Consider the following 11,941-nt stretch of genomic DNA (forward strand, 5'->3'; position numbering starts at 1 on the left):
TTCGGCCCCGCCCCGGACGACCTGCTCCAGACGAGCATCCTGCCTCGCCCGATCGCGCCTATCGCCTGCACATCGCCGCGAGGCCATCCCGCACCGGAGGCGTCGGACGAAGGAACCGATGGGCGCACACCCTGAGGCATACCCGTTCCCCGAGCTGGATCTGCCGCGGCGCGCCCGCCGGCGCCTCAGTGGAACTGGTCGCTCGCCGGCACCCAGGAACTGGCGGCCGCGGCCGGTGCCTGCATCGGTCGCGGCGACGCCGGACCTTCGTTCGGACAACCAGGCGGCAGCGGGCCGCCGCTGACGCGCGCGGCGGCGCATTGCGCGGCATTGTCCAGGTGGATCGGTGCGGCGGGTGCGGGCGCCGACCGGGCCTTCGCCGCGCTGGCGGATGCGGAGGGATCGAGCGGCTTTACCGGCGCCAGGTCCAGGCGCTTGTAGAGCCCCGGATCCTTGGCGGCCCTGGCGGGCGGATCGCCGCCGCAGCCGAACAGCCCGATGGGGAACAGCGGGCTGATCTTGCAGTTGATCCGTACACCGCGCGGCAGGTGGAAGGTGTGCCTGACGGTGGTCTTCTCGACCGCGTGGCGCAGGGCGGTATCGATGGAGCTCTCGCCTTCGGGCGCCCAGGCGTCCTCGAAGCGCGTGGGACGGTAGCCGATGTCGGGCGCGCGGTGCTCCATGATGGCGGTGTCGCCATGCGGCTTGAGCTGGATATAGCTGCCCAGCTGGCCGTGCTCGGCACCCTCGGCGGCACCCGGTTGCGCCTTGCCCTGTTTGCCTTGGCCCTGCCCCTTGCCCTGCCCGGCGCGCGGCGCTGGCGCGCCGGTGCGGCTGGCGCTTTCGGTGGCACCCTCGCGGGCGCCCGGATTGCCGCTCTCGCTGCCTTGCGGCGTGGCGTCGGGCGCGCTGCTGGGCGTGCTCTGCGGTGTGCTGGCGTTGCCGGGTGGGGCGCTGTTCCCGGTAGCGGAAGCGGCCTCCTGCGCGGCCGGCGCCTTGGCGGGTTCGGTCGACGGCACAACCGCCGTCACCTGCGGCTGCGTGAGGATAATCGACGCCGCGGGCGAGGCGGCCTTGGACACGTCGATGGCCGGTGCCGCCGGTTGCTCCGTGACGGGTGCCTTGGTCGTGTCCAGCGGCACGGCGGCGAGCTGCGGCTCGGCGAGCTGGATGCTGGGGGCCTGCACCTGCGGCCGTTCGCGTGGCACGACCGGCGCGGTCGCGCTGACCTGCGGCGCGAGGTTGATCGCCGGCGCGGCCTGCGCCGGCAGCGGGATGGGCTCGACCTGTGGCGCGGCGGGCGTCATCGCCGGCTGCGGGCGCACCAGCGACACCGTGCTGGGCGGCTGGTTTGCCGGCGGCGCGACGCGGTCGAGCGCAATGCTCGGCGCGGCGATCGGCGGCGGCGCCTGTGCCGGCACGGCAGGCATCGCCAGCGAAGGCGGCGGGGGCATCGGCCGGTTGCCCTCCATTTGCGCCTTGCGCACCGGTTCGGGCTGGAACTTTGGCGGCACCGGCCGGACGGCGGGCGGCGTGTCCAGGTTGATCTGCGGCGGCGTGCCGGCCAGCGGCACCGGCGCAATGTCCGGAGCCGGCTTCGGATTCGGCAGCGCAAGCGGTGGCGACGGTGCGGCAACCTGCGCGATGCGAATGGTTGCCTTCGGCGCAGTGACGGTGATGACCGGAATGTCGGGTGCCGCCGCCGGTTGTGGCTGCTTCGCCGGCGCGCGCTCGGCGGGCCGGGCGGCGACGGTGGGCGCACTGCCGCGATGGTGCGGTCCGAGCTGCCTCGGCGGCGTGCCGCGCACGGGTGGCGGAGGTGGCGGCTCGGGCTTGTCGATCAGGCGCACCTGCAGGGGCGCGGACTTCGGTTGCGGCTCCTGCAGGTCGTAGGCCGGGCCGAGGATGGCGCCGAACAACACCAGCAGGTGCACCAGCAGCGCACCGACCATGCCGGCGATGCGCAGGCCGCGGTCGCGCGGCCGTTCGGCCCGGCGGCGGCGGTAGACGATCGCCTGCGCGGCGGCGTCGCGCGGCGACCGCAGCATGACCACCGGGTGCGCGTTGGCGGGCGAGTCGCTCGGCTTGTGCGCGGGTGGCAGGGGCATGGCGAAAGTGTAGCTTGCGGGTTGGCTCTGCCGAGCGGGCGTGCAGGGTGCGGACGACCGACGTGGCGAGCCCTAGGGCTTGCGACAATGCGGCGGCAGCGGCTTGCCGGCCTGCTTTGCCTCGCCGCACTCGGCGTCGACCGCCCGGTCGGGCGTATCGACCGGGCAGCCGTGGGGCAGCGGCTTGCCGGCGCGGTAGAGGGCGATGCACTCGGACAGCTTCCGCTTCGGCGGCGCCAATGACGTGTCCAGCGGCGCCGGCGCCATGTTCAGGCGTTCGTCGCCGTCCTTCTTCGAGGGCCGCGCGGGCGGCATGCCGCACATCGGCGTGGGAATGCCGAACAGCGTCTTGCACTTCAGGTGGATGCCGTGGCCGAGGTCGACCGATTTGTTCTCGTTCGTATGGGTGGCGCTGAGCGCGCGGCGAATGCCCTGGCCGAGGATGGTTTCGTCCGGCGGCGGGAAATCGTGTTCGAAGCGGGTGGCGTCGTACTTGATCGGACTGTCGTGGCGCATCACCCGGCTGTCGCCTTGCGGCATGCGCTGGACGTAGCCGGGCGTGGGCGCGGCGGCACTGGCGACGTGCGCGGGCAACAGCGGCTGGCCGGTGCGGTCGTACAGGTGCGGCGGTGCCGGCGGCATCGAGCTGGCTGGCGCGGGAATACTGGCGGTCATCGCGTCCGGGCGCGGCCGTTCACGTGCGGGAGGCCGTGGTGCCGCGGGCGCGGGGGGAGGTGGCACCGCCGGCGGTGGCGCAGGCGTGGCTTGCCGTGGCTGCTGTATGAGGCGCACCTGCAATGCATCGCCCAGCCGCACCCGGACGACCTCGTGCGCGGGCTGCGGGCGCATCTCCCACCACACGACGGCGCCGAACAGGCCGTGCAATGCCAGCATCACGCCGAACGCGAGCCGGATGCGCCAGGGTTCGCGCGGCGCAGGCCGCCCGCGCCATGCGCGCAGCAGCGCGCGGGTGTCCTCGTCCAGCGGCGCCAGCCCGGGGCGTGGCGGCGCCGCGCTTTGCCAGCGATGGGGTTCGACCTGCGGCGGGGAAACGATGGGGAAAGCTCCGTGCGCGGGGAAAGCGGGATCATCGTGCCCGCCTTCGCAAGACCGTCACGTGTTCGAGGGGTTCCCGGCCGCATTGCCGCTTGACCGCGCGGGCGGATCGCACAAGGCTACACGAGCGGCAACCGCCGCACCCCGCCATGACCGCCCCGCCCGCGCCCGCGCGCTCGAAGGACGACCATGACGGCCCGCCATCGTCAGCCGCCATGCGCGGCCTCGTGCGGCGCCGTTCATGCCGATGCGAGTCCCGCGCCCAGCCATGGGAGGGACGTCTCGTGTCGTACAGCACGGAAAACATCCGCAACATCGCGCTCGCCGGCCACGCCGGCAGTGGCAAGACCACCTTGTTCGAAGCCTTGCTGCATGCCGGCGGCGTCATCCAGGCGCAAGGCTCGGTCGAGCGCGGCACCACCCAGTCGGACACCGACGCGCAGGAGAAGGCGCGCGGGCATTCGATCGACAGCGCCATCGCCAGCATCGACCGCGACGGTTGCCACATCAACCTAATCGATACCGCCGGCTATGCCGATTTCCGCGGCGGCACGCTGTCGGCCTTCGCCGCAGTGGAGACGGTGGCGATCGTGGTGAACGCCACCAACGGCGTCGAGCACGGCACGCGACGCATGATGGAACGGGCGCGACAGCGCGCCCTGGCGCGCGTGCTGGTGGTCAACAAGATCGACTTCGAGGGCGCGCGGCTATCGATGCTGGTCGACACGCTGCGCGATGAATTCGGACCTGAATGCCTACCGGTGAACCTGCCTGCACAGGGCGGCAAACGGGTGCTCGACTGCTTCTTCCACAACGAGGGCACGACCGACTTCTCCTCGCTGGCGGCCGCGCACCAGCAGATCGTCGACCAGGTGGTGGAGATCAATGAGGCCACCATGGGTGCCTACCTCGACAGCGGCGAGGGCGCGCTCAGCCGCGAGCAGTTGCACGACGCCTTCGAGCAGTGCCTGCGCGAGGGCCACCTGGTGCCGATCTGCTTCGTCAGTGCGCGCACCGGCGTGGGTGTGGCCGAGTTCCTGGAGCTGGCCAGCCGCCTGCTGCCGAACCCGGCCGAGGGCAATCCGCCGGCGTTCGCCAACGGCCAGGGCGAGGCGGTCACGGTGGACGGCGATCCGTCCAAACACGTGGTCGCGGACGTGTTCAAGATCGTCAATGACCCGTTCGTGGGCAAGCTGGGCGTGTTCCGCGTCTGGCAGGGCACGATCCGGCGCGACACGCAGTTGTTCGTCGACGGCTCGCGCAAGCCGTTCAAGGTCGGCCACCTGTTCCGACTGAACGGCAAGGCGCACGTGGAGATCGAGCAGGCGATACCCGGTGACATCGCTGCGGTAGCCAAGGTGGAGGAAATCCACTTCGATGCCGTGCTGCATGATTCGCACGAGGAGGACGGCATCCACCTGGCGCCGATGGAATTCCCGCAGCCGATGTTCGGCCTGGCGCTCACGCCCCGGCACAAGGGACAGGAGCAGAAGCTCTCGCAGGCGCTGGCACGGCTGGCCGAGGAAGACCCGTGCCTGCGCACCGAGCATCACAAGGAGCTCAACGAGACGGTGGTGCGCGGGCTGTCCGAGCTGCACCTGAAGGTGGTGCTCGAGCGCATGCGCGAGCGCTACGGCGTGGAGGTGGACACGCATCCGCCGCGGATCGCCTATCGCGAGACCATCGCCGCCCATGCCGACGGCCACCACCGGCACAAGAAGCAGACCGGCGGCGCCGGGCAGTTCGGCGAGGTGTTCCTGCGCGTCGAACCGCTTGATCGCGGCGCGGGTTTCGAGTTCGTCGACGGGGTCAAGGGCGGCGTCATCCCCAACCAGTTCCTGCCGGCGATCGAGAAAGGCGTGCGCCAGGCGATGGCGTCCGGAGCGATCGCCGGCTACCCGATGCAGGACCTGCGCGTGACCGTATACGACGGCAAGTACCACCCGGTCGATTCGAAGGAGGTGGCGTTCGTCAGCGCCGGGAAGAAGGCATTCATGGATGCGGTGGGCAAGGCGCGGCCGATCGTGCTGGAGCCGATCGTGGACGTGGAGGTCGCCATTCCCGAGGCCAGCGTGGGCGACGTCACCGGCAGCCTGGCCGGCAAGCGGGCGCGCATCATGGGCACCGACACGCAACGTGGCGGCGAGCTGATGATCCGCGCGCAGGCGCCGCTGGCGGAACTGACCGATTACCCGACCGAATTGAAGGCGATGACGGGCGGCCAGGGGCGCTACAGCCTGGATCTCTCCCATTACGAACCGGTGCCGCCGCCCGTGCAGAAGCAGCTTTGCGAAGCATGGAAGCCGCACCTGGAGGACGACTAGCGGCAGGCCGCCCTGCCCCTTTCCTTCGGGTGGGGGCAGGTGGGCCGGGGCCCGCGCGGAATCAGGTCAAGACGCCGCAAGGCCTACGCGGCGAGATGGACGCTACGCCGCCAGCGCCTCGATCACCGCATCGGCGAACGCCGGAATGTCATCCGGCTTGCGGCTGGTGATCAGGTTGCCGTCGCGCACCACCTCGCGGTCTTCCCACTTCGCGCCGGCGTTCTCCAGGTCCTGCCGCAAGGACGGCCACGAGGTCACCTTGCGCCCGTCCACCTGCCCCGCGTTGATCAGCGTCCACGGCCCGTGGCAGATCGCCGCCACTGTCTTGCCGGCACTGGCAAACGCCTTCACCAGCTCGACCGCCGCCGGCTGCGTGCGCAGCTTGTCGGGATTGATCACGCCGCCAGGCAGCACCAGCGCGTCGAAGTCGGCGGCGTCGGCGTCCTCCAGCTTCATGTCCACCGGCACGCTGCCGGCCCAGTCGCCGCCCTTCCAGCCCTTGATCTCCCTGGCATCGCCCGGCGCGATCACCTGCACTTCGGCACCGGCCTCTTCCAGCAGACGCTTGGGTTCGGTCAGTTCGGAATATTCAAACCCGTCGGTGGCCAGCACCGCGATGGCGCGGCCGGTGAGCTTCTTCGATGGCGACATGGCAATCCTCCTGCAATGAAGCGCAGAGGATGGCGCGCAGGGCGTCTTGCGCATGTCTTCCAGGTGTTAGCGGCGTATCGCTTCGCGGGAGAGGCTCATGGGCACAAGCGCGGCAGGCTGTGCGGCGCCGCCTGTGCGCCGGCACGCGAGGGACGGAATCAGGACTTGGGCTTGAGCAGCGTCCCGGTGCAGTCAGGCGAGCCGCAGCGGCATTCCCACAGCTTCTTCAGCCGCGCGGTGTAGGGCACGTCCAGCACGATGCCATAGTCGTAGGTCAGCTCTTCGCCCGGCTTGATGTTGCGGATCGCCTCGATCAGCACGCGGTCCTTGCGCGGGTCGCCGCCCTCGCTCTCTTCCACCACCGCGCGGCAGTTGGGCGCGCAGCTGTGGTTGATCCAGCGCGCGGTGTTGCCCTTGCGGTTGGCGTCGATGATGTATTCGTCATTGAGCGTGAACAGGAAGGTATGGCCGGTCTCGCCGCCGTCGCCGTACATCGCGTCGGCGTCGGCGTGGGTCATCAGCGTGCCCTTGTACTGGATGATCTCCTCGCCCTTCCTGATCGGCGCGGTGGCAAACACCCCGTTGCCATGGATGGGAGAGCGGCGGGCGACGTAGCGACGGAGCATGCGCGGGGAACCTTGGACGAAAGACGCTGATGATGCCCGGTCGGCGCGTGCGGCGAAACCGCGGCCAACGTGGAGGCCGCTTGCCGCGCCGGCTGACCCGAGCGGCCGGCTGTGGTTAGAATCAGGAATTCGAACGATCGTTTGGAGAAGCCCACGATGCGTTTCCTGCGCTGGATCCTCCCGCTGTCGCTTGCCCTGGGCCTGGTCGCCTGTGGCCCGCCGCGCAAGAGCGTGTTCCCGCCCACGGTGAGCATCCAGCAGCTGGTGCTGCAGCCCTCGGGCGCATGGCGGCTGACCGTGCGCATCCAGAACAACAGCTATGGCGGCATGGACTTCAGCGCGCTCGACGCGCAACTGGCCATGGCCGACAGCGTGCCGGTGCGCGTGCACGGCAACTTCGATCGCGACATTCCCGCGTTCGCCGGCGACATCGTGCAGATCGACGTGCTGCCGACCACGGCCATGGCCAAGGCGCTCGCGGCCAGCGCCGCCAAGGGCAGTGCGGGCGCCCTGCCCTACACCCTATCCGGCTCGGTGCGTGCCAAGCCGGAGCAGGAGAAGGAACCGCGCGATTTCGACTTCTCCGGCAAGGACTGGCTCTCCCCCGTACCCGGCATCGCACACACCTGGCGTTGACCCGCATCCGAAGGATTCACCCATGACGATCTACAAAGCCCCGCTCGACGACATACGCTTCGTGCTGCACGACCTGTTCGGCGCAGAGGCCGTCCTGGCCGCGCTCGCTGGCGGTGAGGGCCACACGCGCGACCTGCTCGATGCGGTGCTGGAGGAGGCGGCGCGCTTCAACGAGCAGGTGCTCGCACCGCTCAACGCGCCGGCCGATGCCGAGGGCTGCCATTTCGACAAGGCCACCGCCACGGTGACCACGCCGAAGGGTTTCAGGGAGGCCTATCGCACCTACGTCGAAGGCGGCTGGGCAGGCCTGACCATGCCCGAGGCGATGGGCGGCCAGGCGTTGCCGGAAGTCATCGGCGTGGCGATGAAGGAAATGCTCGACTCGGCCAACCTGGCCTGGGGCAACTACCCGCTGCTCAGCCAGGGCGCCGCGCACGCGCTGCAGCTGCACGGCGACGCATGGCAGAAGGAGGTCTTCCTCAAGCCCATGGTCGAGGGCCGCTGGTGCGGCAGCATGTGCCTGACCGAGCCGCAGGCCGGCTCCGACCTGGGATTGCTCAAGACCCGCGCCGAGCCCGCCGGCGACGGGAGCTACCGCATCACCGGCACGAAGATCTTCATCACCGCCGGCGAGCACGACCTTACCGAGAACATCGTGCACCTGGTGCTGGCACGTCTGCCCGATGCGCCAGCCGGCAGCCGTGGCATCTCGTTGTTCGTGGTGCCGAAGTTCATGGTGGCGCGCGACGGCGCGATGGGCGAGCGCAACGCGGTGGCCGCGGGCGCCATCGAGCACAAGATGGGCATCCACGCCTCGCCCACCTGCGTGATGAACTTCGACGGCGCCGAGGGTTGGCTCATCGGCCAGCCGCACAAGGGGCTGTTCGGCATGTTCACCATGATGAACGCCGCGCGCCTGGCCGTCGGCGTGCAGGGCGTGGGCCTGGCCGAACGGGCGCTGCAGAACAGCCTGAACTATGCCCGTGAGCGCTTGCAGGGCCGCGCGCTGAGTGGCGCGGCCTACCCCGACAAGCCGGCCGATCCGCTGGTGGTGCATCCGGACGTGCGCCGCATGCTGCTCACCCAGCGCGCCATCGTCGAGGGCGGCCGTGCGCTGATGCTCTACGCCGCGCTGCAGCTGGACATCGAAGAGCGCGCCATCGACGAGGCCGCGCGTGCGAAGGCCGGCGAGCTGGTCGCCTTCCTGATTCCGATCGTCAAGGGCGTGCTCACCGAGCTTGCGCAGGAAAGCGTCAAGGAGGCCGTGCAAATCTACGGCGGCCACGGCTACATCACCGAGAACGGCGTGGAACAGTTCGTGCGCGACGCACGCATCATCACGCTGTACGAGGGCACCACCGGCATCCAGGCGATGGACCTGCTGGGTCGCAAGATCGTGCAGCTCAAGGGTGCAGGCTTCCGCCACTTCCTGGAAGAGATCGGCGGCTTCTGCCAGCAACAGGTGGGGAACGCGGCGCTGGGCGAGTTCATCGCGCCACTGGGCAAGGCTGCGAATGAATGGCAGGCGCTGACGATGACGCTGGCCGAACGGGCGCAGGCCAATCCGGAAGAACTGGGCGCGGCCGCAGTGGACTACCTCTACTACTCCGGTTACGTCGCGCTGGCCTACCTGTGGGCACGCAGCGTGGCGGCCGCCGAGGGCAGCGCGCAGTCGGCAGCGCTCAAGCAGGCCAAGCGGGATACCGCACGGTTCTACTTCGCGCGGCTGCTGCCGCGCTGCGCGATGCATCGCGCGGCGATCGAGTCCGGCGTGGCGAGCATTCCCGCCATCGGCTGAAGACGCCCTCCCCTTTGTGGGAGGGCACGAAGCTTCAGTCGCGCCAGATCAGGCTGGCGAAGCGCCCGCTGCTGGCGCCGTCGCGGCGGTAGGAATAAAAGCGCGCGTCGGCGAGCGTGTCGAAGCCGCCGCCGTGGATGCCGGCCACACCCGCCGTCGCAAGACGCTGGCGGGCCAGCCCCGCGAGGTCGCAATGCCAATGGCCCGGGCGGGTGGCGGCGAAACAGGTCGCCGCGCCACCGTTGCTGTCGACGAAGGCCGCGCGCACCTCCTCGCCCACTTCGTAGGAGGCCGCGCCGATGCACGGCCCCAGCCATGCCACCAGCCGCGCGGGTGGTGTGCCCATCGCCGCGATGGTCGCTTCCAGCACGCCCGCGGCCAGGCCCCGCCAGCCGGCATGCGCCGCGCCGACGCGTGCGCCGTCCTCGCTGCAGAACAACACGGGCAGGCAGTCGGCAGTGAGGATCGCAAGCACCGTACCGTTCAGATGCGCGACGGCCGCATCCGCCTGCGGCTCGTCGTCGCTCGCGAGCGGACCGAGCTGCGCCACCGTCGCACCGTGCACCTGGCGCAGCCAGCGCGGTGCGGCGGGCAGGTCGAGCGAGTGGTGCAGGGCGTCGCGGTTGCTGGCGACTGCCTCGGCGGCATCACCGCTGCGCAGGCCCAGGTTGAAGCGCGCGTAGGGGCCGGCCGAGATGCCCGGTCCGTGGCGGGTGGTGACCACCGCATGCACGCCGCGCGGCGCGGGCCAGTCGGGGAGGATCCAGGGCTCGGTCATGGGGATGGCCGTGACGGGGAGCGGCAAGCATAGCGCGCCACGGCTCGGACTCTCGCGGCCGAGGGCAAGGCTTCCACTCACCGAGTATGGCGCATGTCGCTAAGGCCCGCGGTGCTCGAGCGCATCGGCGCGCAAGGTGGCGATCAACGCCTCCATGTCCGCTGGACGCCTTGCCTCGAACGCCATCGCCTCACCCGTCACTGGATGCTCGAACGCCAGCCGCTCGGCATGCAGCGCCTGCCGGCGGAAGCCACGCAGCGCCGCGACCAGTTCGGGCGTGGCGCCCTTGGGCAGGCGCAGGCTGCCGCCGTACAGCGGATCGCCGACCAGCGGATGATGGATGTGCGCCATGTGCACGCGGATCTGGTGGGTGCGCCCGGTCTCCAGGTTGCACTGGATCAGGCTGTGCGCGCGGAACCGTTCGCGCAGGCGGTAGTGGGTGATGGCGTGCTTGCCGTCCTCCTCGTCGCGCACCGCCTGGCGCAGGCGATCGCCCATGTGCCGGCCGATGGGTGCATCGACGGTGCCGCCCGCTACCAGGGTGCCGAGGACGGCAGCTTCGTACTGCCGCTCCACCGCATGGCGCGAGAGCATCTCCACCAGCGCCGTGTGCGCGGGCAGCGACCTGGCCACCACCATCAGTCCGGAAGTGTCCTTGTCCAGCCGGTGCACGATGCCGGCGCGCGGCAACTCGGCCAGCTTCGGGTCGTGGTGCAGCAGGGCGTTGAGCAGCGTGCCGGCCGGGTTGCCGGCGCCCGGATGCACGACCAGACCGGCCGGCTTGTCCAGCACCAGCAGGTGGGCATCCTCGTGCACGATGGCCAGGTCGATGGCCTCCGGCGCGCTTTCGACCTCGTTGGCCAGCTCGGCCTCCAGCCGTACCTGCTCGCCACCCCGCAGCAGCTGGCGCGGCGGCGCCACGGCGCCGTCCAGCGTCACCGCACCGGCCTTGATCCAGCCGGCCAGGCGCGAACGCGAATAGTCCGGGAACATCTCGGCCAGCGCCTGGTCGAAGCGCCTGCCTGCCGCCGACAGGGGCACCTGCGCCTGGTGCCGGATGACGGTCATGCCGCCCTCCGCGGGGCGCGGGCGGTTTGGGCTATCATCCCCACGATCACATCCATACAAAATTCCCAATGCGCCTAATCTTGAAATTGCTCGCCGTGCTGGTCCTCGGCCTGTCCCTGGGCGCCTGCTCGATGTTCGGGCACAAGCGCGATTCCATCGACACCATGCCGGTGGAAAAGCTCTACAGCACGGCGCACGACAGCCTGATGAACGGCGACTACGCGGCGGCCACCAAGGCCTACCAGCGCCTGATCGCACGCTTCCCGTCGGGCGACTACAACGAGCAGGCGCAACTGGAACTGGCCTACTCGCAGTACAAGGACAACCAGCCGGACGACGCCTACTCGACGATCAACCGCTTCATCAAGACGTATCCGACCCAGAAGCACGTCGATTATGCCTATTACCTGCGCGGTCTGATCAATTTCGACCGCACCAGCGGCGTGATCGAGCGCTTCTTCCCGCGCAACAGCTCGCAGGCGCGCCGCGACCAGGCCTATAACCTGCAGGCGTTCGACGACTTTTCCGAGCTGGCACGACGCTATCCGGACAGCGCCTACACCGCCGACGCGCGCCAGCGCATGATCTACCTGCGCAACGTGCTGGCGCAGTACGAGATCAACGTGGCCAAGTTCTACCTGCGCAACAAGGCATACGTGGCCTCGGCCGACCGTGCCCAGTACGTGGTGGAGCATTACCAGCAGGCGCCGCAGACCGGCGATGCGCTGGCCATCCTCGCCCGCAGCTACCTGGCGCTGAACCAGAAGGCACAGGCCGAGAACGTGCGCAAGGTGCTGGCGCTCAACTATCCGGATCACCCGTATCTCACCGATCCGAAATGGCCGCATGCGCCTTCGACGTTACGCAAGATGGTGCCCTTCTCGGGACACCACTAA

At 69.8% G+C, this 11,941-nt stretch carries 10 protein-coding genes; 4 read left to right on the forward strand and 6 right to left on the reverse strand.

Translation table 11 applies throughout. The features are described from left to right. Positions 1–185 precede the first annotated feature (185 nt). Both BMZ38_RS03525 and BMZ38_RS03530 read right to left on the reverse strand, forming a co-directional pair. Positions 186–2,108 (reverse strand): hypothetical protein, encoded by a 1,923-nt coding sequence (locus tag BMZ38_RS03525; protein WP_245747162.1) that lies wholly within the window; start codon positions 2,106–2,108, stop codon positions 186–188. A gap of 72 nt (positions 2,109–2,180) precedes the next feature. Continuing rightward, positions 2,181–3,002, reverse strand: a complete 822-nt coding sequence (locus tag BMZ38_RS03530; protein ID WP_091334119.1) for a hypothetical protein — start codon at positions 3,000–3,002, stop codon at positions 2,181–2,183. Between the two features lie 446 nt (positions 3,003–3,448). On the opposite strand from BMZ38_RS03530, the gene fusA reads away from it, so the two are divergent. Continuing rightward, the gene (fusA, locus tag BMZ38_RS03535) at positions 3,449–5,488 is read left to right on the forward strand and encodes an elongation factor G (protein ID WP_091334121.1); all 2,040 of its coding nucleotides are present in this window, start codon (positions 3,449–3,451) and stop codon (positions 5,486–5,488) included. A gap of 102 nt (positions 5,489–5,590) precedes the next feature. On the opposite strand, the gene BMZ38_RS03540 is transcribed toward fusA, so the two are convergent. Together BMZ38_RS03540 and BMZ38_RS03545 are read right to left on the reverse strand one after the other, a co-directional pair. Next, positions 5,591–6,139 carry a type 1 glutamine amidotransferase domain-containing protein gene (locus tag BMZ38_RS03540; protein WP_091334124.1) on the reverse strand — a complete coding sequence of 183 codons (549 nt, stop codon included), beginning with the start codon at positions 6,137–6,139 and terminating at the stop codon, positions 5,591–5,593. Positions 6,140–6,297: 158 nt separating this feature from the next. Next, positions 6,298–6,765 carry an SET domain-containing protein gene (locus tag BMZ38_RS03545; protein ID WP_091334126.1) on the reverse strand — a complete coding sequence of 156 codons (468 nt, stop codon included), beginning with the start codon at positions 6,763–6,765 and terminating at the stop codon, positions 6,298–6,300. A gap of 156 nt (positions 6,766–6,921) precedes the next feature. Between BMZ38_RS03545 and BMZ38_RS03550 the strand changes: the two genes are divergently transcribed. After that, complete coding sequence (locus BMZ38_RS03550) at positions 6,922–7,401, forward strand: hypothetical protein (protein ID WP_091334128.1); 480 nt, start codon at positions 6,922–6,924, stop codon at positions 7,399–7,401. A gap of 22 nt (positions 7,402–7,423) precedes the next feature. Beyond that, positions 7,424–9,199 (forward strand): acyl-CoA dehydrogenase C-terminal domain-containing protein, encoded by a 1,776-nt coding sequence (locus tag BMZ38_RS03555; protein ID WP_091334131.1) that lies wholly within the window; start codon positions 7,424–7,426, stop codon positions 9,197–9,199. Positions 9,200–9,233: 34 nt separating this feature from the next. On the opposite strand, the gene pgeF is transcribed toward BMZ38_RS03555, so the two are convergent. Beyond that, positions 9,234–9,977 (reverse strand): peptidoglycan editing factor PgeF, encoded by a 744-nt coding sequence (gene pgeF, locus BMZ38_RS03560; protein ID WP_091334134.1) that lies wholly within the window; start codon positions 9,975–9,977, stop codon positions 9,234–9,236. Between the two features lie 99 nt (positions 9,978–10,076). Further along, positions 10,077–11,045, reverse strand: a complete 969-nt coding sequence (gene rluD, locus BMZ38_RS03565) for a 23S rRNA pseudouridine(1911/1915/1917) synthase RluD (RefSeq protein WP_091334136.1) — start codon at positions 11,043–11,045, stop codon at positions 10,077–10,079. A 68-nt stretch (positions 11,046–11,113) separates the two neighbouring features. On the opposite strand from rluD, the gene BMZ38_RS03570 reads away from it, so the two are divergent. Continuing rightward, the gene (locus BMZ38_RS03570) at positions 11,114–11,941 is read left to right on the forward strand and encodes an outer membrane protein assembly factor BamD (RefSeq protein WP_091334139.1); all 828 of its coding nucleotides are present in this window, start codon (positions 11,114–11,116) and stop codon (positions 11,939–11,941) included.

The sequence above is a fragment of the Frateuria terrea genome (genome assembly GCF_900115705.1).
Classification (GTDB): Bacteria; Pseudomonadota; Gammaproteobacteria; order Xanthomonadales; family Rhodanobacteraceae; genus Frateuria_A; species Frateuria_A terrea.